General features: G+C 62.4%; 20 protein-coding genes. 10 read left to right on the top strand and 10 right to left on the bottom strand.

Features of this window, described 5'->3' with window-relative positions:
• Positions 1–7: 7 nt before the first annotated feature.
• Positions 8–1,480, bottom strand: a complete 1,473-nt coding sequence (nusA, locus tag G520_RS0106335; RefSeq protein WP_028534918.1) for a transcription termination factor NusA — start codon at positions 1,478–1,480, stop codon at positions 8–10.
• 49 nt (positions 1,481–1,529) lie between these two features.
• Positions 1,530–1,955: a ribosome maturation factor RimP gene (rimP, locus tag G520_RS0106330; RefSeq protein ID WP_028534917.1), complete on the bottom strand. Its 426-nt coding sequence runs from the start codon at positions 1,953–1,955 to the stop codon at positions 1,530–1,532.
• Between the two features lie 431 nt (positions 1,956–2,386).
• Here rimP and G520_RS0106325 point away from each other — a divergent pair, with 431 nt between their 5' ends.
• The 4 genes from G520_RS0106325 (at position 2,387) to G520_RS0106310 (ending at position 6,463) form a co-directional block, all read left to right on the top strand.
• Positions 2,387–4,069 (top strand): AMP-binding protein, encoded by a 1,683-nt coding sequence (locus tag G520_RS0106325; RefSeq protein ID WP_028534916.1) that lies wholly within the window; start codon positions 2,387–2,389, stop codon positions 4,067–4,069.
• 99 nt (positions 4,070–4,168) lie between these two features.
• Positions 4,169–4,516 (top strand): Spx/MgsR family RNA polymerase-binding regulatory protein, encoded by a 348-nt coding sequence (locus tag G520_RS0106320; RefSeq protein ID WP_028534915.1) that lies wholly within the window; start codon positions 4,169–4,171, stop codon positions 4,514–4,516.
• Positions 4,513–5,640, top strand: coding sequence for a succinyl-diaminopimelate desuccinylase (gene dapE / locus G520_RS0106315; protein ID WP_028534914.1), 1,128 nt, complete (start codon positions 4,513–4,515; stop codon positions 5,638–5,640). Before G520_RS0106320 ends, dapE begins: the two co-directional genes overlap by 4 nt.
• Before the next feature lie 193 nt (positions 5,641–5,833).
• A complete protein-coding gene (locus G520_RS0106310) occupies positions 5,834–6,463 on the top strand; it encodes a MarC family protein (protein WP_211222772.1) in 630 nt (209 codons plus the stop codon).
• A 19-nt stretch (positions 6,464–6,482) separates the two neighbouring features.
• Here G520_RS0106310 and recR read toward each other — a convergent pair whose 3' ends face one another.
• The 5 genes from recR to hrcA all read right to left on the bottom strand — a co-directional run bounded on the left by recR (position 6,483) and on the right by hrcA (position 11,547).
• Positions 6,483–7,097: a recombination mediator RecR gene (recR, locus tag G520_RS0106305; RefSeq protein WP_028534912.1), complete on the bottom strand. Its 615-nt coding sequence runs from the start codon at positions 7,095–7,097 to the stop codon at positions 6,483–6,485.
• Between the two features lie 52 nt (positions 7,098–7,149).
• A complete protein-coding gene (locus G520_RS0106300; RefSeq protein ID WP_028534911.1) occupies positions 7,150–7,488 on the bottom strand; it encodes a YbaB/EbfC family nucleoid-associated protein in 339 nt (112 codons plus the stop codon).
• Positions 7,489–7,493: 5 nt separating this feature from the next.
• Entirely contained in the window at positions 7,494–9,380 is a 1,887-nt protein-coding gene (dnaX, locus tag G520_RS21805) for a DNA polymerase III subunit gamma/tau (protein ID WP_036665510.1), read from the bottom strand.
• 55 nt (positions 9,381–9,435) lie between these two features.
• Positions 9,436–10,455, bottom strand: a complete 1,020-nt coding sequence (gene mltB, locus G520_RS0106290) for a lytic murein transglycosylase B (protein WP_028534910.1) — start codon at positions 10,453–10,455, stop codon at positions 9,436–9,438.
• Positions 10,456–10,518: 63 nt separating this feature from the next.
• The gene (hrcA, locus tag G520_RS0106285; RefSeq protein ID WP_343222345.1) at positions 10,519–11,547 is read right to left on the bottom strand and encodes a heat-inducible transcriptional repressor HrcA; all 1,029 of its coding nucleotides are present in this window, start codon (positions 11,545–11,547) and stop codon (positions 10,519–10,521) included.
• Between the two features lie 195 nt (positions 11,548–11,742).
• On the opposite strand from hrcA, the gene recA reads away from it, so the two are divergent.
• The 4 genes from recA (at position 11,743) to G520_RS0106265 (ending at position 17,726) form a co-directional block, all read left to right on the top strand.
• Entirely contained in the window at positions 11,743–12,795 is a 1,053-nt protein-coding gene (recA, locus tag G520_RS0106280) for a recombinase RecA (protein ID WP_028534908.1), read from the top strand.
• Between the two features lie 5 nt (positions 12,796–12,800).
• Complete coding sequence (gene recX / locus G520_RS0106275) at positions 12,801–13,262, top strand: recombination regulator RecX (protein ID WP_028534907.1); 462 nt, start codon at positions 12,801–12,803, stop codon at positions 13,260–13,262.
• 109 nt (positions 13,263–13,371) lie between these two features.
• Complete coding sequence (gene alaS, locus G520_RS0106270) at positions 13,372–16,005, top strand: alanine--tRNA ligase (RefSeq protein ID WP_028534906.1); 2,634 nt, start codon at positions 13,372–13,374, stop codon at positions 16,003–16,005.
• A gap of 137 nt (positions 16,006–16,142) precedes the next feature.
• Entirely contained in the window at positions 16,143–17,726 is a 1,584-nt protein-coding gene (locus tag G520_RS0106265) for an ATP-binding protein (protein ID WP_028534905.1), read from the top strand.
• Here G520_RS0106265 and G520_RS0106260 read toward each other — a convergent pair.
• A complete protein-coding gene (locus G520_RS0106260) occupies positions 17,708–18,466 on the bottom strand; it encodes a sulfite exporter TauE/SafE family protein (protein WP_028534904.1) in 759 nt (252 codons plus the stop codon). The genes G520_RS0106265 and G520_RS0106260 overlap by 19 nt on opposite strands.
• An 86-nt stretch (positions 18,467–18,552) precedes the next feature.
• On the opposite strand from G520_RS0106260, the gene G520_RS0106255 reads away from it, so the two are divergent.
• The gene (locus G520_RS0106255) at positions 18,553–19,461 is read left to right on the top strand and encodes a LysR family transcriptional regulator (RefSeq protein ID WP_028534903.1); all 909 of its coding nucleotides are present in this window, start codon (positions 18,553–18,555) and stop codon (positions 19,459–19,461) included.
• 82 nt (positions 19,462–19,543) lie between these two features.
• Positions 19,544–20,164 carry a PEP-CTERM sorting domain-containing protein gene (locus tag G520_RS0106250; protein ID WP_028534902.1) on the top strand — a complete coding sequence of 207 codons (621 nt, stop codon included), beginning with the start codon at positions 19,544–19,546 and terminating at the stop codon, positions 20,162–20,164.
• Here the strand turns inward: G520_RS0106250 and G520_RS0106245 are convergent.
• Together G520_RS0106245 and G520_RS0106240 are read right to left on the bottom strand one after the other, a co-directional pair.
• On the bottom strand, positions 20,142–20,861 hold the full coding sequence (locus tag G520_RS0106245; RefSeq protein ID WP_028534901.1) for a winged helix-turn-helix domain-containing protein: 720 nt from the start codon (positions 20,859–20,861) through the stop codon (positions 20,142–20,144). The genes G520_RS0106250 and G520_RS0106245 overlap by 23 nt on opposite strands.
• 89 nt (positions 20,862–20,950) lie before the next feature.
• Entirely contained in the window at positions 20,951–21,397 is a 447-nt protein-coding gene (locus G520_RS0106240; RefSeq protein ID WP_028534900.1) for a hypothetical protein, read from the bottom strand.

The following is a 21,397-nucleotide window of genomic DNA, read 5'->3' as shown; positions in this document are numbered from 1 at the left end:
TGAAACCTTACTGGTTGAACCAGTGTTCGCGCGCCTTCATGATCACTACGCGTGCGGTTTCAGCCTCCATACCGGTCATATCCACGAGATCATCCACGGCTAGGTCGGCAAGATCGTCGCGGGTGGTCACGCCATTTTCAGCCAGCTTCAGCACCAGCTCCGCATCCAGGCCTTCAAAATCCTTGAGGTCTTCGGAAACGGACTTTTCCTCGGAGACGATGGCTTGCGTCAGCAGCGCGTCACGAGCACGGCTTCTGAGATCGTTCACCAGCGTTTCATCGAAACCCTCGATTTCGAGCATTTCGTTGATCGGGACATAGGCCACCTCCTCGAGCGTGGCGAAGCCTTCCTGCACCAGCACGGTGGCCACCGAGTCGTCGACGCCCAGGTGCGTGACGAACAGATTGCGCAAGGCCGCATCTTCTTCCTGATGCTTTTCCTCCGCTTCGGTCACGGTCATGATATTCAGATACCAGCCGGTCAATTCGGCGGCAAGGCGAACATTCTGCCCGCTGCGACCGATAGCCAGTGCCAGCTGATCTTCTTCGACCACGACGTCCATCGCGTGATTGTCTTCATCGATCATGATGCGGACCACTTCCGCCGGCGACAGCGCGTTGATGACGAACTGCGCGGGTTCCGGCGCCCACAACACGATATCGACACGCTCGCCGGCCAGTTCCTGGGTCACCGCCTGCACGCGCGAACCCCGCATGCCGATGCAGGTTCCCTGCGGATCAATGCGCGGATCGTTGGCCTTGACCGCGATCTTCGCGCGCAGTCCCACATCGCGCGCCGCTTCCTTGATTTCGAGCAGGCCTTCGTCGATCTCGGGCACTTCCAGCTCGAACAGCTTGACCAGGAATTCACGGGCCGTACGCGACAGGACCAGTTGCGGCCCGCGCCCCATGCGGTCGATGCGCAGCAGGAAAGCCTTGACCCGGTCCCCTACGCGCAGGTTTTCCTTCGGGATCATCTGTTCGCGCGGCAGGATCGCTTCGAGCTTGCCGCATTCGATGATCGCATTGCCGCGTTCGATGCGTTTTACGGTTCCGCTGACCAGATGTTCGCGGCGTTGCAGGAACTCGTTCAGCAGTTGCTCGCGTTCCGCGTCGCGGATCTTCTGCAGGATGACCTGCTTGGCGGTTTGCGCCCCGATGCGGCCGAACTCGACCGCTTCCATCGTTTCTTCGATGACGCCGCCCAGTTCGATGCGCGGATTGCGTTCGCGCGCCTCGTCGAGCGTCAGCTCGCGGCACTCGAATTCAAGCTGATCGTCCTCTACCACCGTCCAGCGGCGGAAAGTCTGGTACAAGCCGGTCTGACGATCGATCTCGACGCGGACGTCGACTTCGTCGTCCGCCATCTTTTTCTTGGTAGCGGACGCCAGCGCCAATTCGAGCGCGGCGAACACGACATCCTTGCTGACATTTTTTTCGCTTGCCAGCGCGTCAACCAGCAATAAAATCTCGCGACTCATGCAATCCTCCGAATTTTTGTCCTTAGCGTGATGCTATTCCCGCCCAGTCTCAGAACTCAGGCTCCAGCCTGGCCTTATCGATATTGGCGAGCGGAATGATCACGATGCGGCCGTCGACTTCCAGCTTCACAGAACCGTCCTCGAAGCCGGCCAGTCGACCGCTATATTTCTTCTGCTGCTCGATCGGCGCGCGCAACTTTATCTTGGCCAACTGACCAGAGAAGCGCACAAAATCCGACTCCTTCTTGAGCGGGCGATCCAGCCCGGGAGACGACACTTCCAGTCGCTCATAGTCGACATTCTCGACCATAAACAGCCGCGTCAGGTGATTGCTCACCGTCACGCAATCTTCCACCGTGATGCCTCCCGCCTTGTCCATAAAGACACGAAATCCACCACCCGCGGTCATTTCAAGGTCGACCAGCTCGTACCCGAGCCCCGTCAACGTGCTTTCAAGCAGCAAACGAACATCCATTGCGTTTCCCACAAATAAAAAATGGGCGAAACGCCCATCCCTAAACGACGCGATTGTAACCTATTCCATACAAAAAGAAAACCTGAGCCAAAGACGATAAAACAAACGTTTGACTACATTGTTTTGCACCTGGATTCCAGTTCCGGTAAATTAAGGTCAAGCCGGTCAGTTGAACGGCATATAAAAATTCAGCGCGCACTGACACCAGACCGCGATGATGGAGAGACGACACGGCGGTAAACGACGGCAAATCACGGGCTTTGCGCCGCGCTCCTCCGAGCCGGATCCGCCCGCCCCGCCCCGCGCCTGCCCCTCCCTGCTTTCGACCCGGCCGATTTCGCGTAATGAATCTAAAATGACAAGCGCAATCCATGCGCATTGATCCGCTCGGCAGATACAACGAAAACCCACAGGATGGAGCAGCCGCGACCATGGAAAAGATCTGGCTAGACAGCTACCAACATGGCGTCGCACATGAAATCGATGTGACCGCCTTCACTTCGATCTGCGACGTATTCAACAGGAGTGTACAGCGCTTTCACGATCGCCCGGCGATGGCATGCATGGGTACGACGCTGAGCTACGGCGAGCTCGGCAGCGAAGTGGCGGCATTCAGCCGCTATCTCGTTCACGATCTCGGGCTCGCGCGTGGCGATCGCGTAGCGGTCATGATGCCGAATCTGCTGCAATACCCGATCGCAGTATTTGGCATCCTCGCGGCCGGGCTGACCGTGGTCAACGTCAACCCGCTCTACACGCCGCGCGAGCTCGAACACCAGCTCGAGGACTCCGGCGCCTGCGCCATCGTCATCCTGGAAAACTTCGCCGCCGTCCTGCAAGAAGTCATTGCCCACACCCAGATCAAGCACGTGATCGTCGCCTCGATAGGCGAAATGCTGCGCTTCCCGCGCGGCCCCATTGTCGACTTCGTCATCCGCAAGGTGAAAAAAATGGTGCCGCCCTGGTCCCTGCCCGGCCACACCCGTTTCCGAACGGCGCTCGCTGCGGGACGGCGCAGACCGGAGCTGCAGATTGACGTCACGCGCGAGGACATTGCCTTTCTGCAATACACGGGCGGCACCACCGGGGTTTCGAAGGGGGCCATGCTTCTGCACAGCAACATCATCGCCAATATGCTGCAGGCAGGCGAATGGGTGCGGCCGGTCGTGCACGAGGGAGGCGAAGTCATCGTCACCGCCCTGCCGCTCTACCACATCTTTTCGCTGACGGCGAACCTGATGATCTTCACCGAACTCGGCGCCCTCAATGTCCTGATACCCAACCCGCGCGACATCGCCGGCTTCATCAAGGAAATGCGCAACTATCCGGTCACGGCAATCACCGGCGTCAACACGCTGTTCAACGCCCTGCTCAACCACCCCGACTTCGCCGCACTGGACTTCTCCACCTGGCGCCTGGCGCTCGGCGGCGGCATGGCCGTACAAGGCGCGGTGGCCGAACGCTGGAAGGCCGTCACCGGCACGACGTTGGTCGAGGCCTATGGCCTGACCGAAACCTCGCCGGCGGCCTGCATCAACCCGCTGAATCTAAGCGACTACAACGGCAGTATCGGGCTCCCCATCCCGTCGACCGACATCGTGCTGCGCGACAGCAACGGGCACGAAGTCGGCCCCGGCGAATCCGGCGAACTCTGTATCCGCGGACCGCAGGTCATGAAGGGCTATTGGAACCGGCCGGACGAAACCGCGCGCGCCATCGGCCCGGACGGTTTTCTATCCACCGGGGACATGGCGACCATGCTGCCGGGCGGCTTCATCAAACTCGTCGACCGCAAAAAGGACATGATCCTGGTCTCGGGCTTCAACGTCTACCCCAACGAAGTGGAAGACGTCGTCGCGAGCCTGCCCGGCGTCATGGAAGTCGCCTGCATCGGGGTCGCCGACGACAAGTCGGGAGAAATCGTCAAGATTTTCGTCGTCCGCAAGGACCCGGCACTAACAGCCGACGCGATCATTGCCCACTGCCGCCACAACCTGACCGGCTACAAGATTCCGAAGCAGGTGGAATTCCGCGACGAGCTGCCCAAGACCAATGTCGGCAAGATCCTGCGCCGCGCACTGCGCGAGCCGCAAGCCGGCCATCACCCGGCCTGAGATCGTCATTCCCCTTTACGCGCGGGGCGCTGTTGCGCAAAATAGCCCCGCGCGTAGTTATTTATTTATGATCCGAAGCTGCCGAGACACCCCACCCACATGATCACGCTATATGGCATCCCCAATTGCTCCAGCGTCAAAAAAGCCCGCCAGTGGCTCGACGACCGGAACATAGACTATATTTTTCACGATTTCCGCAAGCACGGCGTCGAGCGCGATGCCGTGCGCGTCTGGTTCGAACGTCTGCCTGACACCCTGATCAATCGCAAGGGCACCACCTGGCGCACTCTGGATACGGAGACACGGAAGTTGGCCGACACCCCGGACGGGGCCATCGGCCTGATCGTCGCTCACCCCACCCTGATCAAGCGACCGCTGCTGCAACACGGCGAGCTGCTGATGGTCGGCTTCGACGAGCAACGCTATGCGGTGGAGCTGGCCCGATGAATTCCACCTTGCAACTGGCACGCGATCTGATCCGACTCGATTCGACCACGCCCGGTGACGCCGGCTGCCAGCCCTTGCTGATCGCCCGGCTCGAAGGGCTCGGCTTCAGCATCGAACGCATGCGCCATGGCGATGTCGACAATTTCTGGGCGCGGCGCGGCAGCCGGGGCCCGCTGCTCTGTTTCGCCGGTCATACCGATGTGGTTCCAACCGGACCGCTCGCCGGATGGGACTGCGCCCCCTTCGCCGCCGAGATTCGCGACGGCAAGCTGTACGGCCGTGGCGCCGCCGACATGAAAAGTTCGCTGGCGGCCTTTGTCACCGCGATCGAACGCTTTCTTGCCGCCCACCCCGACCCCAAGGGCTCGATCGCCCTCCTGATCACATCAGACGAAGAAGGCGATGCCATCGACGGTACCGTCCGCGTCGTCGACAGTCTGGAGGCGCGGCGCGAGCGCATCGACTACTGCATCGTAGGCGAGCCCACTTCGGATGCCGTGTTCGGAGATACGATCAAGAACGGCCGCCGCGGCTCCCTGTCCGGTACGCTGACGGTCAAGGGCATTCAGGGACACATCGCCTATCCGCATCTTGCGCGCAATCCCGTGCACGCGCTCGCCCCCGCGCTGGCCGAGCTCGCGGCGCGACGCTGGGATGAAGGCAATGCCCACTTCCCGCCGACCTCGTGGCAGGTATCCAATATCCGCGCAGGCACAGGCGCGGGCAATGTCATACCCGGTACCTGCGAAGTCAAATTCAACTTCCGCTTTTCGACAGAACAGACCGCCGACGCACTCAAGGCCGCCACCCGCGACATCCTCGACCGCCACGGACTCGAGTACGATCTGGCCTGGTCCCTGTCCGGCAACCCCTTCCTGACCCCCCCCGGCATCCTGACAGCGGCCATCAGCACCGCCATCGAAAGCACCTGCGGCGTCAGCCCGCAACTTTCGACCAGCGGCGGCACGTCGGACGGCCGGTTTATCAAGCGCATCACGGCCGAACTGGTCGAATTCGGCCCCATCAACGCAAGCATCCACAAACTCAACGAGCACGTGGCCGTCTCGGATATCGAGACGCTCGCCCATATCTACTTCCTGACCCTGGAAAAATTGATAGCGTAGAGCCGATGCACCTCCGCCAGGCGGTGCATCGCAAGGCGAGACGGCAAGCGACCGGCGCAGCAACTAATAATGAATAACAAACCGATGCCATATCCGGTCTGACGGAAAACGGCACCGAACCGCTCGTTGGCGGATCGGAGGTTATCGGCGCCCGCAATCGGGCTGCCCTTATCGGGAAGGAACACTCCGCATCATGGAAATGGAAATTGCGAAAATCTTTATCGCCCTGCTGGTCCTGGTCAACCCGATCGGAGCCATCCCCATCTTCATCAGCCTGACCCCCAGCACGGGGCAGGCTGAACGCAAGCGGCTGGCCAAGATCGCATCCATCACGGTGGCGGTGGTCATCACCACTTTCACCATCGTCGGCGAGTCGCTGCTTAAATTCCTCAGCATTACACTGGGGTCGTTCCAGGTAGGTGGCGGCTTGCTGGTCATGATGATTGCACTGGGAATGATGAACGCAAAGAACACGCAGACCAAGACCACCAAGGCCGAGCGCGAGGAAGCCGAGTCCAAGCCCAATATCGCGGTGGTCCCGCTGGCGCTGCCGCTGATGACAGGGCCCGGCACCATTTCGACCGTGATCATTTACTCTTCGACCGCGCATTCCTGGCTGCAACAGCTGGCGCTTGTCATCAGCGGCGGACTGGTCGCCCTGTGCTGCTACGCGGCGCTGGCGCTCGCATCCCCGATCAGTCGCCTCATGGGGCAGACCGGGATCAACATCATCAACCGCGTCATGGGGATGCTGCTGGCAGCGGTATCGGTGGAAATCATCGTCGACGGGCTATACCGCCTGTTTCCGCAGCTGGTCCGTTAAGCACCCGGCACGACAGGCCCTAGCCCCGGTCGGGCGTCGCCAGGCGGCGGCGCTCGTGCACGGCCTGGGCCAGCGTTCCGAGGTCGACGTACTCCAGTTCCCCACCGACCGGCATGCCGCGTGCGATACGCGAGACTTCAATGCCGCGATCCTTGAATAGTTCAGAAATCATATGCGCAGTTACTTCCCCCTCAGAGGTGAAGTTGGTCGCAATGATGACTTCGCGCACGCGCTCGTCCAGGGCGCGCACCAGCAATTTATCGAGATTGACATCGCGCGGACCGATGCCATCCAGCGGCGAAATCCGGCCCATCAGCACGAAATACAAGCCGTCATAGCATCGCGCCTGCTCGAGCATCAGCAGATCGGCCGGCATCTCGACGATGCATAACTGATCCTGCCGCCGCTCCTCGTCGGCGCACAGATTGCACAAGGCCGCTTCGCTGAAGGTATTGCAGCGGTCGCAATGCGTGAGATTGGCCAGGGCGCCATCGAGCGCGCGCGCCAGGCGTCCTGCTCCGCCGCGATCGCGCTGCAGCAGATGAAAGGCCATGCGCTGCGCGGACTTGGGACCGACACCGGGCAATACCTTGAGGGCGGCGATCAACTGATCGAGAGACGGCGGATTCTTCATCGGGAAACGGCTCGCAAAGACACCCTGCCGCGAACGCGGCAGGGTCAAGACATCAGAACGGCAACTTCAGACCGGCGGGCAGATTCAGGCCATTGCTGAAACCGGCCATCCTCTCCTGGGTCGTGCTCTCAACCTTGCGCACGGCGTCGTTGACGGCCGCAGCGATCAGGTCTTCAAGCATTTCCTTGTCGTCTTTTGCATCGTCCAGCAGGCTATCGTCCAGGCTCACCCGCTTTACATCGTGGGCGCAGGTCATTACGACCTTGACCAGGCCGGCACCGGACTGTCCCTCGACTTCGAGGCGCGCCAGCTCTTCCTGCGCCTTTTTCATGTTTTCCTGCATCTGCTGGGCCTGCTTCATCAGACCAGCCATTCCGCCTTTACCGAACATTGCTACTACTCCTGAACAGGTTGAATGGTATCCGTCAGCAAGGTGGCATTGAAATCGCGCACCAGTTGACGCACCACGGGATCGTTTTCCAGAGACTCACGCGCCACCGCCACTTGCTCCTGACGCGAGCGCGCATCCTTCATGGCCGGGGTTTCCAGCCCGAGCTCCTCGACGCTGACGACCAGTTCCACCGCGCTGCCAAACCGGTCGGCCAGCGCCGATTTGAGTTTTTCCTGGTAATCGCGCGCCGCCAGATGCCGGAAACTTTCCGGCACCGCCAGCTCCAGCCGATTTTCGTTCCAGTTCTTGAGCACCGCATTCTGCGCGAGCATCCTCGCGGCCCCCATGCGCGCCCCCAGCTCGGTCACCAGACGCGCCCAGTCGCCGTCGAACGGCTCCGGCACGACAGCCGCCACAGGCGCCGCATCGGCCGATTCGAACACGGCATCGTCCATCGCCCGCTGCTGCGCCTCCCAATCCGACGCATCGTCATCCGCGTCATCGTCGCCCGACTCGGGCGCCGCCACCGCAGCAGGCGCCGATGTCAACGGCGCGGACCGCACGACGGCCGCTGCCGGTTCTGCGGTCGATACCGGCACGACAGCCGGCGCAGGGTCAGGTTCGGGTTCGGGTGCGGCGGGTTCGGACGCGGATGGCGTCGAGGCCGCCGGCGTACGCCCGGTCATGCGCGCCAGCAAGGCGCGGGCATTCTGTGCGCCGTCGGCGCCTTTCTCCGGAACAGGCTGCACGGGCGCGGCGCCCGCAACCGGGTTTCCCGCCGGGCGGGCGACGGACGTGGCCGCCGCTGTCTGCGGCAGAAACGCCAGCATGCGCAGCAGGGTCATGCTGAACCCCGCGTGTTCGTCCGGCGCCAGCGACAGATCCTTGCGGCCGTGGATCGCAATCTGATAATAAAGCTGGACGTCTTCGGGCGAAAACGCCTGGGCAAGTTGACACAGCACCTCGTAGCCGGGCTCATCCGGCGACACCGCCGTCGGCACGGTCTGGACCAGCGCCAGTTGCTGCAGCAGCAGGGCCAGTTCGGCCAGAGCGCTGTCGAAACCAACGCCGCGCTCGGCCAAGGCATCGGCCTCGCGCATCAGACGCGTACCGTCGGCCGCGGCCAGGGCTTGCAGCAGCGAATACAGATAGGCGCGGTCGACGGCCCCCAGCATCGCGCGCACCCCTTCCTCTTCGACCCGGCCGACACCGTAGGCGATGGCCTGGTCGAGCAGGGACAAAGCATCGCGCATCGACCCGGAAGCGGCCCGGCCCAGCAGGGCCAGAGCCGGCGCCTCGTAGGGAACCGACTCCTTCTCCAGCACCTGCACCAGATGGCCGGAGATCTGCTGCGGCGTCATATTGCGCAAACTGAATTGCAAGCAACGCGACAGCACCGTCACCGGGACTTTCTGCGGATCGGTGGTGGCGAGGATGAATTTGACGTGCGCAGGCGGTTCTTCCAGCGTCTTGAGCATCGCGTTGAAGGCACTCTTGGACAACATATGCACTTCATCGATGATGTAGACCTTGTAGCGCCCGGAGGTCGGGGCGTACTGTGCGTTTTCCAGCACTTCGCGAATATTGTCGATGCCTGTGTTCGACGCGGCGTCGATTTCCAGCAGATCGACAAAACGGCCACCGTCGATCTGTCGACAGGCCGAGCATACGCCGCAGGGCTCGGCGCCGATGCCGGCCTCGCAGTTCAGGCTCTTGGCCAGAATGCGCGCGATCGTGGTCTTGCCAACCCCGCGCGTTCCGGTCAGCAAATAGGCGTGGTGCAACCGCTCCTGCTTGAGCGCGTTGGTCAGCGCGCGTACCACATGCTCTTGGCCGACCAGATCGGCAAAGCGTTTGGGACGCCACTTGCGGGCAAGGACTTGATAACTCATGGAGGCGGATTCTAAAGGCAATTGGATGGCAAGGCGACCCTTTTTCGAGGACCGCTCACGGAGCACTGTCGCCGTAGCGCGCAGCCAGATAGCGCGATTTCAGCTCGCGCGAAATATCGCTGACCACCTTGGCGTACAGAGTGCTTTTGTTATAGCGGGTAATTGCATAGTAGTTATTAAGCCCGAGCCAGTATTCGGTGACATCCGGAGCCGTCTGCAACGGCACCAGCACTGCGCGCACGCGTCCGTTTGCGGGCGACTGCGTACGCACCCCGCGCTGAGCGAGTTCGTCCAGCGTGTAGCGCAGCGTAAACTTGTCGGCGAGCATCGCGTCAACGGCGGCGCCGGGCGCCACTTCCGCCGGCAGCAGGATGTCGTCGCCACGGATCCAGCCCTGCTCATGGAAATAGTTGGCGACGCTGCCGATGGCATCGTCGGGATCGCTCCAGATATCGCGGTGGCCCTTGCCGTCGAAATCGACGGCCCACTTGCGGAAGCTGGACGGCATGAACTGCGGCCAGCCCATCGCTCCCGCGTACGAGCCTTTCAGCAGCAGCGGATTTTTGCCCTCTTCCTTGGCCAGCAGCAGAAACTGCGTGAGCTCATCGCGAAAATAGGCGGCACGCCGCGGGTAATCGAAGCCGATGGTCGCCAGCACGTCGACCACGCGGAAGCTGCCGGTATTGCGGCCGTAGTGCGTTTCGACGCCGAGGATGGCGACGATCACCTCGGCTGGCACGCCGTAGCGGGCCTCGGCCCGTGTCAGCGCCGCTTCGTTGTGCTGCCAGAACGCCACGCCATCGTTCAGCAGGCGCTCATTGTAAAAATTGGGGCGGAAGCGGTACCACGGCAGCGCCGTCGACGGGCGATCAAGGATTTCCAGCACCTTGGGCTTGGTTTCGACATTGGCGAACACGGCCTCGAGTTCGGGACGGTTGAAGCGGCCACTCGCCACTTGCTCGTCGATATACCGCTGCACGTCGGGCCGGCCCAGAAAAGCCGCGTCGGCGCGGACCGGGCCAGTGGAGACGGCGGCGGCAACAGCCAGCGACGCCAGCAGGATCGTTCGTTTCATCAGCTCTCTTTTCGCACGGACGGCTGTTCGCGCCGCCCGGATTGATCCAACACAGCGCCCATTCTACTCCGGATAGGACAGCGCGCTCGACACCAGCCGCGCCGTTATATCGACAATCGGGATCACGCGTTCGTAAGACATGCGCGTCGGACCGATCACGCCCAGTGTGCCAACGACCTGGCCGTTGATGCAATACGGCGCCGTCACCACGGAACAATCGCCAAGTGTCATCAGCCCCGACTCCTCGCCGATGAAGATGTTCACGCCCGGAGCAAAGCACGTCTCCTTCAGAAGTTTGAGGAGTTCGGTCTTGCGATCGAAGGTATCGAACAGGATGCGCAGGCGATCGAGATCGTCGGACAGCTCGCGCACCCGCAGCAGATTGCTTTCGCCGGTGATGACAACGGCATCCTGCGGCCGTTCCAGCCGGCGGCCGAATTCGACCGCCGCCCCCAGCAATTCGGAGATGTCGCCCTTGAGCAGCATCAGCTCGGCCTCGACCCGGCTGGCGATGCCGGCCAGCCCCTGCCCGCAGTAGTGCTGATTGAGCAGACAGGCGGCCTCGGCGAGTTCGGCCGGGGAGTGCTCGCGCTCGGTGTTGAGCAGGTGGTTCTGCACATCGCCGTCGAGCGTCACCAGTATCAGCAGCACGCGCCGCTCGGACAGACGCAGAAACTCGACCTGGCGGAAAGCGACGTCGGCCCGCCGTGGCGTCATCACCACGCCCGCGAAATGGGTGAGCTCGGACAGCAGTTCGGAAGCCGCATGCACCAGGCGCTGCGGACTGTCCGGCTGCAAGCCCTGCTCGAGTTCGGCCACCGCCTCCTGCTCGAGCGGGCTCACCGTCAGCAGATTGTCGACAAACAAGCGATAGCCGCGCGCGGTCGGGACGCGACCGGACGAGGTATGCGGCGACACCACCAGTCCCATCGCCTCCAGGTCGGCCATCACATTGCGGATCGACGCCGAAGACAGATCCAGCCCCGGCAGCAGCGACAAGGTGCGCGAAGCGACCGGCTGTCCGTCGGCGATATAACGTTCGACCAAAGCCTTCAGCAGCTTCTGCGCGCGTTCGTTGAGCATGTCGGTCATTGCTCTCCTCCCGCTATGAAAATGGCTGCATGCTCTGCGGATTCAAGACGTGAAAGCGGAAATTTGCGCATTTGGCAAACTTAAACCAGCCGCCCCGGTCGCGGCAAGCCCGACTTCGCCGACGACGTTTAAGCAGTCCCCGCTTTGTGCGATAATCGTCGGATTCAAGAGTCCGAATATCCTATTGGAGAAAGCATGGCGGAGCGTTCCGAAGACAAGAGTCGCGCACTGGCAGCAGCCCTTGCCCAGATCGATAAACAGTTCGGCAAGGGTTCGATCATGCGCATGAGCGACACCCAGATCCACGAAAACCTGCAGGTGATCTCCACCGGCTCGCTGGGACTCGATCTGGCGCTCGGCATCGGCGGCCTGCCGCGTGGCCGGGTAGTGGAAATTTACGGACCGGAATCGTCCGGCAAGACCACCTTGTGCCTGCAAGTGGTCGCCGAAGCGCAAAAACTGGGCGGCACCTGCGCCTATATCGATGCGGAAAACGCGCTCGATCCCGGCTACGCGCAAAAGCTGGGCGTCAAAGTCGAGGATCTGCTGATTTCGCAGCCGGATACCGGCGAACAGGCGCTCGAAATCTGCGACATGCTGGTGCGTTCCAGCGGCGTGGACGTCATCGTGATCGACTCGGTGGCCGCACTGGTCCCGAAAGCCGAAATCGAAGGCGAGATGGGAGACTCGCACGTCGGCCTGCAAGCCCGCCTGATGTCGCAGGCCCTGCGCAAGCTGACCGGCAATATCAAGCGCACCAATACTCTGGTCATCTTCATCAACCAGATCCGCATGAAGATCGGCGTCATGTTCGGCAACCCGGAGACCACGACCGGCGGCAACGCGCTCAAATTCTATGCCTCGGTACGTCTCGACATCCGCCGCATCGGCAGCATCAAGAAGAGCGACGAAGTCATCGGCAACGAAACCCGGGTCAAGGTCGTCAAGAACAAGGTCTCGCCACCGTTCAAGCAAGCCGAGTTCGATATCCTGTACGGAGAGGGCATTTCGCGCGAAGGCGAAATCATCGAACTGGGGGTCAAGCATAACCTGATCGAAAAATCGGGCGCCTGGTACAGCCACAACGGCCAGAAAATCGGCCAGGGCAAGGACAATGTCCGCGAGTATCTGAAGACGAACCCGGAAATCGCCGTCGATATCGAACGTCGTATCCGCGAAATCGTCGGTGTCAACGTCTCCATCGACGCCACCGAGGATGACCTGCCGGACGACGGTCTGGAAGGCTGAACCGTTTGAAGGCGGAAAAGACCCTGCGGGCGCGGGCCATCGATCTGCTGTCGCGGCGCGAACATTCGCGCCGCGAACTCGAGAGAAAGCTCGCCCCTTTCGCCGGGAGCCCGGAAGAACTGACGGAGCTGCTCGACGAACTCGCGCAACGCGCATGGCAGTCGGACGAACGTGCCGCGGCGATGCTGGCCCGAACCCGGGGCCAGAAATACGGAAGTCTGCGGCTGCGACAGGAGTTACGCGAGAAAGGGATCGCCAGCGAAGCGATCGATGCCGCGCTGGCAGGGCAGGATGACGCCGCAACGGCCCGTGCCGCCTGGGAGCGCAAATTCGGCGCTCTGCCCGAGACGCCGGAGGCGCGGGCACGCCAGATCCGGTTTCTGGCCGCCCGCGGTTTCAGCATGGATGTGATCCGCACCGTACTGGCGGGCGCGGCGGACGACCTCTGCGACGACGGAAGCGGTTGAAACCGTACGGCGCCCCTCTTGCCAGCGGCACGGCGGCAAGACACAATCGCCCCATGACATGCCCGCCCGCCCCGACCGGGCGCGCTTTATCGACATGACGACAACTATTATGAAAACATCCGAAATACGGCAGAAGTTCCTGGATTTTTTTGCTTCGAAAGGACACCAGGTCGTGGCGTCCAGCTCGCTGGTACCCGGCAACGATCCGACCCTGCTGTTCACCAACGCGGGCATGAACCAGTTCAAGGACGTGTTCCTCGGCTTCGACAAGCGTCCGTACAAGCGCGCCACCACCTCGCAGAAGTGCGTCCGCGCGGGCGGCAAGCACAACGACCTGGAAAACGTCGGCTACACCGCGCGCCACCACACCTTCTTCGAAATGCTCGGCAATTTCAGCTTCGGCGACTATTTCAAACGCGACGCGATCCACTTCGCCTGGGAGTTCCTGACCAGTCCCGCCTGGCTCGGTCTGCCCAAGGACAAGCTGATGGTCACCGTGTATGCCAGCGACGACGAAGCATTCGACATCTGGGCCGCTGAAATCGGCGTCCCGGTCGAGCGTATCGTCCGCATCGGCGACAACAAGGGCGCCCCCTACGCCTCGGATAACTTCTGGCAGATGGGCGACACCGGCCCCTGCGGCCCCTGTACCGAAATCTTCTATGATCACGGCGATCACATCTGGGGCGGCCCTCCGGGGAGCCCGGAAGAAGATGGCGACCGATTCATCGAAATCTGGAACTGCGTATTCATGCAGTTCAATCGCGACGAGTCCGGCACCATGAACCCGCTGCCCAAGCCCTCGGTCGACACCGGCATGGGCCTGGAGCGCATTTCGGCGGTCATGCAGCATGTCCACGCCAACTACGAAATCGACCTGTTCGCCTCGCTGCTGCGCGCCGCCGCGCGCGAGACCGGCGTCGAGTTCGGCATGGACATCCCCTCGCTCAAGGTCATCGCCGACCACATCCGCGCGTGCTCGTTTCTGATCGCCGACGGCGTGATGCCGTCCAACGACGGGCGTGGCTACGTCCTGCGCCGCATCATCCGGCGCGCGATACGCCACGGTTACAAGCTCGGGCAGAAGGGGCTGTTCTTCTACCGTCTGGTCGCCGACCTGGTCGCGGAGATGGGGGATGCCTTCCCCGAGCTACGGGCACGCCAGACCCTGATCGAGGACACCTTGCGCCAGGAAGAACAACGTTTCGCGGAAACGCTCGAGCACGGCATGGCCCTGCTGGACGAAGCGCTCGCGGGCGGAAAGACGCGGCTGGATGGCGCGACGCTGTTCAAGCTGTACGATACCTTCGGTTTTCCGGTCGACCTGACCGCCGACATCTGCCGCGAACGCGAGGTCGAGGCCGATGTCGACGGCTTCGAGCGCGAGATGAATGCGCAGCGCGAACGCGCGCGCGCCGCATCGAGTTTCAAGATGACCGGCAACGTCGAATACAGCGGTGAGGACACCGTTTTCCACGGCTACGAGCGCACCAGCATCGACGCCAAGGTCCTCGCCCTGTACAAGGGCAGCGAACCGGTACAAAGCCTGGCCCGTGGCGACGAAGGCATTGTCGTGCTCGATCATTCGGTGTTCTATGCCGAAGGCGGCGGCCAGGCCGGCGATATCGGCGAGATTTCGGCCAGCGCCGGTATCGATGCCCTGTTCGACGTGGTCGATACCCAGAAAATCCAGGCTGCCGTCTTCGGTCACAAAGGCCGCCTCGCGCAGGGTGCGCTCAAGGTCGGCGACAGCGTCGCCGCCACCATAGACCTGCACCGGCGTCAGGCATCGGCGCGCAACCACTCTGCGACCCATCTGCTGCATGCGGCATTGCGGCACGTGCTCGGCAATCACGTTGCGCAGAAAGGCTCGCTGGTCAACGCCGAGCGCACGCGCTTCGATTTCGCCCACGACGAGGCCGTCACGGCCGGGCAACTGGCCGAAATCGAACGCATGGTCAACCATGTCGTTGCCGCCAACTATGACGTCAGCGCCACGCTGATGCCTTACGACGATGCGATCCGCAGCGGCGCCATGGCGCTGTTCGGCGAGAAGTACGGCGACGAAGTCCGCGTTCTCAGAATGGGCGATTTCTCCACCGAGTTGTGCGGCGGCACGCACGTGCGCCGCACCGGGGACATCGGTCTGTTCAAGATCGTGGCGGAAAGCGGCGTTGCCGCCGGCGTGCGCCGCATCGAAGCGGTCACGGGAGAAGGCGCCATCGCCCGCATCCAGGCGCAGGACGCGCTGCTGCGGCAGGCCGCCGAGTTGCTGAAGGCGCAGCAGGGCGACGAAGTCCTCGCCCGCATCCAGGGTCTGCAGGACACGGTCAAGTCGCTGGACAAGGAGCTTGCACGACTCAAGGGACAGCTGGCCAGCCATGCCGGCGACAGCCTTGCCGAATCCGCGGTCGAAGTATCCGGCATCCGCGTTCTGGCCGCCGAAATAGACGGCGCCGATGCGGGTGCATTGCGCGAAACGCTGGATAAGCTGAAAGACAAGCTGCAACCCTGCGCCGTGGTGCTGGCATCGCGCGCCGGCGGCAAAGTCAGCCTGGTAGCCGGCGTCAGCGCGGACGCCACTTCGCGCATCAAGGCGGGCGAGCTGGTCAACAGCGTTGCCCAGCAAGTCGGCGGCAAAGGCGGCGGACGCGCCGACATGGCGCAAGCCGGCGGCACCCAGCCGGAAAACCTGACGCAGGCCCTGGCCGGCGTCGCAGCCTGGGTCGCCGCCCGCCTCTGATCGAGGCCTCCCGCTACAACCGGTCGCACCGACGTGCGGCCGGTTTTTTTTCGTCCTTTGCCCGCTTCCTTCGCCCTTTCCCCTCGCTTGCTTTAAACTTAATGCTTTAAAATAATCACAAAAGCAAGGAGCATTCTTTGACAGACTCCGCCCCATCAGCGATTTTTACGCTGCTGTCTCTTGCTGCAGCCTTGATCGCCATTGCCGCGATCCCCTCGCTCGCCGGACTCTGGCGCAGAAAATGGCGGCGTCGGCGACTGGCGGTGCTCGCCCATGAATTGCGCACCCCTCTCGACGCGCTCGGCGGCCTGCTCGAACTGCAATGCCGTCAACAGGCCAACCGGCAGCAGGACGCCGAGCTCTCGCGCCAGGCCGTCATCTGCGTGCGCGAATTGTCCAGCCTGCTCGACAGCCTGCTGTCCTGGGCCGAAGGCAAGCGCCGTCCGACAGCTTTGCGCCCTACGCGCCTGGAGCGGCTGGTCGACAGCGTCGGGCAGCTGTTCGCGCTGCAGGCTGCACAGAGAAGCCTGTATCTGGAAATCGGCAACGGGGACATCGTGGACGCGCCACTGCTGCTGGACGCCACGCGCTTGCGCCAGATTCTGGTCAATCTGCTTTCCAATGCCATCCGCCACTCCAACGGAGGCGCGGTGCGCTTGAGCGCCTCGAGCGTCGCCACCGGTCCGGACCGCGTCGCCGTCGAAATACGGGTCGAGGACAACGGCAGCGGACTTGGGCAGAAAACCGGCAAGGCCGGGACGCTGCCCCATGAACGCCTGCCCGAGAGCCACGGCCTCGGGCTCGGCATCTGCCGCGAACTGTGCGCAGCGATGCGAGCGAGTCTCGACGTCGACAGCGATCCGGAGAAGGGAACATGCTTCAGCCTGCGCTTCAACTGCAGCCGGGCGGGTGTGGAACCGGCGGACGAAGAGGCGGAATCGGGAACAGGGTTCGATGCGGCCAGCGTACTGGTGGTGGACGACAATCCGTCTACGCGCATCCTGCTGGAGCGGCAGCTGACATTGCTCGCGCTCGACGTGACGAGTTGCCCCGACGGATCGACCGCCCTGCGGCAGTGGCGGCGTCAACCGTTCGATCTCATCCTGTGCGACCGCTACATGCCCACGATGGACGGCATCCAGTTCGTCCGCCGCATACGGCGCATGGAACGCCGCTACCGCCTCGGCCGCACGCCCATCGTCGGCCTGAGCGCCGGCGATGGCAGCGAATTCGCTGACGCCGACATCGATGCAAGCAGTCTGCGTCCGGCAACGCTGACCGTTCTGCAGCGCCTGATCCGTCCTTTCCTGCGCGAAGCCGAGGCAACGACGCGCTTGCAGCTGTCCGCGCTGAAACAACTGACCGACGACGACCCGTCTTTCGAGACAGAGTTTCTGGAATCGATCCGGCAATGCAATCGCCATGACATCGCCCGTGCGCTGCACGGCTACCGCAATCACGATCTGGCCGATCTCGCCAACCCGGTGCACCGTCTGACGGGCATGGCGCGGCTGATCTGCCACCCTGCCCTCGCAACGCGCGGCAGCGAGGTGGAAAAAGCCATCCGGCGCGAAGACAGCAACCGCGTCGCGCAGCTGCTTCCGCTATGGCTGGACGATATGCAGGCTCTGGAGCGCGAGATCGAGAGACGGCTTGCCTGGCTCGCCAGGCGCAATGGACAGATGACGGCACCGGCTCCCGATCAGACCAGCAGATCGTAGGCCAGCTTTACGATCAGGCAGGACGTCAGCACCAGGAACAGTTTGCGGACGAAGACGGTGCCGCGGCGTATCGCCAGCCGGCTGCCACTGACGGCGCCGGCGATATTGCACAGGGCCATGGGTATCGCCAGGCTGTACATGACATGGCCGGTCGGGATGAAAAACGCAAGCGCCGCGATATTTGTTGCCAGATTAACCACCTTGGCCGAGGCCGAGGCATGAATGAAGTCGAAGCCAAAACAGCGGATGAACAGGAAAATGAGAAAGCTGCCGGTACCCGGGCCGAACAGACCATCGTAGAAACCGATGCCGGCGCCTATCGCCATCGCCAGCGCTTTATGGGCGAGGCCGATGCGGGCGGGCTTGTGTATCGCGCCAAAATCCTTCTTGCGCAGCGTGTAGGCGCCGACGAGCAGCAGCAGACCAAGCACCATGGGGCGAATCAACGATTTGGGTACATGCGCGACCGCCGCCGCGCCGACAAAGGACATGGCAAAAGCGGCGCACGTCGCTGGAAGAATAAGCCCCCAGGGAATCTGCACGCGCTTGAGATAGCTGCGGGTCGCGAACAGGGTTCCGGTCGCCGACACCATCTTGTTGGTGCCCAGCAGACTGGCCGGAGCCTGACCGGGCAACAGGGCGAACATGGCAGGAATCTGGATCAGCCCGCCGCCGCCGACAGCGGCGTCAATCAGGCCGGCAAGATAGGCGAATACGCAAAGAAAAGTGAGGGTCAACATTGGCATACATCAGTAGGTTAACAACACCGCCTAGCTTATACTGACTCGTCGACTCCTTGTTGCAATATCATATTGCAAAAATCGCAATGACCATCAAATCGCTACGCGAGCTCGAGATATTCTGCTCACTCATAGAGGCCAAAAGCTTCGTCGCCGCAGCCCGTGCGCTTGGCACCTCGCCAAGCAGCGTCACGCGCGCACTGCAAGCGCTCGAGCAGCAGCTGGGAGTGGTTCTGCTGCGCCGTTCGCACAAGGATTTCAGCTTGACGCTGGCCGGCGAAAGCTACTACGAGCATGCACGCCAGATTCTGGACCTCGAATACGAGGCCGAGGAAAAACTGGTAGCATTGACCAGCACGCCGCGCGGCTGGATCAGACTCTCTGCGCCGGAAACATTGAGTACCCGCATCCTGCCCCAGGCGCTCGCGCAACTGGCCGCCAACCATCCGGACCTGCACTTCGATGTTCTGCACAGCGACGCAACGCTGGATCCGGTGGAAAAAAAACTGGACCTGGCCATTCGCGGCGGCTTCCTGCACGACAGCGACCTGATCGCCTATCCGCTCTGGCGCTACCGTCGCCACATGTATGCGAGCCCGGCCTACCTCGAACGGCATGCGCCCCCCATCTCGCCATCGGGGCTGGCCACCCATGCGATCCTCATGCACACATCGCCCCGTATCCTTAAAGACTGGCACTTCATCGCCCAGGATGCCCGCACCAGCCTGACTATCCGTCCGACGCATCGCTTCAACAGCGGGGGCGGCCTGCTGGCGGCGGCCGAGGCGGGGCTCGGCATTGCGCGGCTGGCGGACTGGCTGGCAGCAGAGGCATGCCGCGCAGGCAGGCTGCAACGCGTCTGTCCCGACTGGCGCGTCGTTTCCTCGCGCGGTGAAGACCCTGTGATGCACGCCGTCTCGGCGCACCGCAGCCTGACACGCAATGTGGAATTGTTACTGGAGGCCTTGCGAATGCAAGCGCCGGCACAGGATTAATACTTTAGTTCGATTTGTTAATTTAAGTATTGAATATATGATACATCCGGTGAAATAGCGTAAACCTCGAAGGGAGAAGCCGATGTCCATGCCGCTAGCCGGTGTCATTCTGAGCGTCACACTGATGCTTGCTGCAAGTCTGCCAGCGGCAGCCACCGTCATCGATTTCGATTCCGTTCCCGCCGCGCAGCAAGAGCAACTTGTCGGCAACGGCTTCCTCGGTTTCGACTGGGACAATATCCGCATCCTCAATCCCGGCACGCTGGCCAATCTGTCCGACGGTTACGCCACCGCCTCGCTGGCCTCGCACCAGAATTGGGTCGGCTATACCGGCAATGGCTTGAGCGGTGGCTTCAGCTCCAGCACCCCGTTTTATCTGAACAGCGCTCTGATCACCGCCGGCTGGTCTTCAAGTCTCTACGTGACCATTACCGGCTATAGCGACGCCAACCGTCAGCATATTGCGTTCATCAGCCACCTGTACGCCAACGACGAGACGGCGACGCTGTGGAACAACACGGCATCCACGACTCCGATCGAAAGCATCAGCTTTGCGGCGCCGGCCAATGCACAGGATCAGGTGATCTTCTCCGCCGTTTCGGTCACCCCGGCCGTTCCGGAACCGGAAAGCTACGCCCTGCTCGGCATGGGCCTGCTGGGAATGATGCTGCGCCGCCGCCTCAAATCGCGGCCGGCTCGCTGATACCGGCCTCCCCCATCATCGCAACGATGCTGGCGGCCAGAAGCGGGTCCAGCGCCTGCTCGTGGCCGTCCCAGAGCAAGAGCACCGACTCGGTCGCCAGCAGCGCATGGTTCATCCCATCGACCAGCTCCATATTGACCGTCAGATGCCGGCCTTGGCGACGCAAGCTTCCCGCCAGATAAAAATCCGGCGCCAGACGCCGCATGAGCGCCAGAATCGCTTGCGGGCCCACGGCGTCGCGCGTCAGCGCTGAAGGGACGACGTCGATGCCGGCAACGGTTCGGAAATGCTCGATCAGCCGGAAGTGCAAACCCGCCAGATCGACCCCTCCCCCACTGAACGGCAGCACCGCCAGGCGTCGCCCCGGATGGCTGCGCGACGGCGCAACCATGATGCGATAACCCTGCCCATACACCGTTTCGATATACCTGTTGAGCGCATCCTGCCGCAGGCGCCGCCGCAGCGAATAGATGCAACGGGTCAGAGACTCGTCGCCCACATCGGAATGACCCCAGGCCCGGGCAAAAAGACGGGCCTTGCTGACAACCCCACCCTCGGCATCCAGCAAGGCGCGCAGGACACGGTACTCTTTCGGTGGCAGCTGCTTTTCGCCATCCCGGGAATACAACACCCCGTGACGACTCAGAACAAATTCACCGAAGATGTATTCATCTGCAGCAACGCGGCAAACACTCATCACAAAACCTGAAGTCGGAGCGGGCCGCCGGAGAATCGGTCCAGACCCGCGAACAGGAGGATGATGCCGGATACTTTAGAAGAAAAGTATCAGAATACTCTGAAATCCCGCCTCATCCGCCAGCGCAGATAAACCAGAGCAGCCACGGCACGTCGGCGCAGGCGAGCATTCTGCCGTGTGACCCGCAGAACGGCCAGGCGACGACAACCGGCCTTGCGCCGCCCGAGGGCCAGATGACACAGCGCCCCAAGCCAGAGCGCCCCCGGTTCGGCAGGCGTCATCAGATGCACGATATCGAAGCAGACCGCCGCCGGGCGGTAGCGCCCGCTCAGCAAGTAGGAAGCCGCCAGAGCGATCAGGTAGACAGGATCGTTGAAATCAAAACGGCACAAACGATGGAAACAGGACTGCATGGCCTCTCTTTCGACTTCGCTGCGGACGGCAAGAACCGCACCGAAGAGCCGCTGCGCGCCGTCTTCCCGCGGCGTAGACGCAAGCGCCTCGGCCAGCAGATAAATCTGTCTGGAATGTCTCAT

Source organism: Paludibacterium yongneupense DSM 18731 (assembly GCF_000422925.1).
GTDB lineage: Bacteria > Pseudomonadota > Gammaproteobacteria > Burkholderiales > Chromobacteriaceae > Paludibacterium > Paludibacterium yongneupense.
Note: the sequence above shows the minus strand (reverse complement) of the source record. Positions and strands in the feature narration are given on the sequence as shown.

Bases quoted from the DNA above. Each gene is read 5' to 3' on its own strand.
- dnaX (WP_036665510.1), bottom strand. From the start codon at position 9,380: ATGAGTTATCAAGTCCTTGCCCGCAAGTGGCGTCCCAAACGCTTTGCC.
- G520_RS0106310 (WP_211222772.1), top strand. From the start codon at position 5,834: ATGGAAATGGAAATTGCGAAAATCTTTATCGCCCTGCTGGTCCTGGTC.
- G520_RS0106250 (WP_028534902.1), top strand. From the start codon at position 19,544: ATGTCCATGCCGCTAGCCGGTGTCATTCTGAGCGTCACACTGATGCTT.
- mltB (WP_028534910.1), bottom strand. From the start codon at position 10,455: ATGAAACGAACGATCCTGCTGGCGTCGCTGGCTGTTGCCGCCGCCGTC.
- G520_RS0106245 (WP_028534901.1), bottom strand. From the start codon at position 20,861: ATGAGTGTTTGCCGCGTTGCTGCAGATGAATACATCTTCGGTGAATTT.
- nusA (WP_028534918.1), bottom strand. From the start codon at position 1,480: ATGAGTCGCGAGATTTTATTGCTGGTTGACGCGCTGGCAAGCGAAAAA.
- G520_RS0106325 (WP_028534916.1), top strand. From the start codon at position 2,387: ATGGAAAAGATCTGGCTAGACAGCTACCAACATGGCGTCGCACATGAA.
- G520_RS0106255 (WP_028534903.1), top strand. From the start codon at position 18,553: ATGACCATCAAATCGCTACGCGAGCTCGAGATATTCTGCTCACTCATA.
- G520_RS0106300 (WP_028534911.1), bottom strand. From the start codon at position 7,488: ATGTTCGGTAAAGGCGGAATGGCTGGTCTGATGAAGCAGGCCCAGCAG.
- recR (WP_028534912.1), bottom strand. From the start codon at position 7,097: ATGAAGAATCCGCCGTCTCTCGATCAGTTGATCGCCGCCCTCAAGGTA.
- recA (WP_028534908.1), top strand. From the start codon at position 11,743: ATGGCGGAGCGTTCCGAAGACAAGAGTCGCGCACTGGCAGCAGCCCTT.
- alaS (WP_028534906.1), top strand. From the start codon at position 13,372: ATGAAAACATCCGAAATACGGCAGAAGTTCCTGGATTTTTTTGCTTCG.
- dapE (WP_028534914.1), top strand. From the start codon at position 4,513: ATGAATTCCACCTTGCAACTGGCACGCGATCTGATCCGACTCGATTCG.
- G520_RS0106320 (WP_028534915.1), top strand. From the start codon at position 4,169: ATGATCACGCTATATGGCATCCCCAATTGCTCCAGCGTCAAAAAAGCC.
- G520_RS0106260 (WP_028534904.1), bottom strand. From the start codon at position 18,466: ATGTTGACCCTCACTTTTCTTTGCGTATTCGCCTATCTTGCCGGCCTG.
- rimP (WP_028534917.1), bottom strand. From the start codon at position 1,955: ATGGATGTTCGTTTGCTGCTTGAAAGCACGTTGACGGGGCTCGGGTAC.
- G520_RS0106240 (WP_028534900.1), bottom strand. From the start codon at position 21,397: ATGAGACATTCCAGACAGATTTATCTGCTGGCCGAGGCGCTTGCGTCT.
- hrcA (WP_343222345.1), bottom strand. From the start codon at position 11,547: ATGACCGACATGCTCAACGAACGCGCGCAGAAGCTGCTGAAGGCTTTG.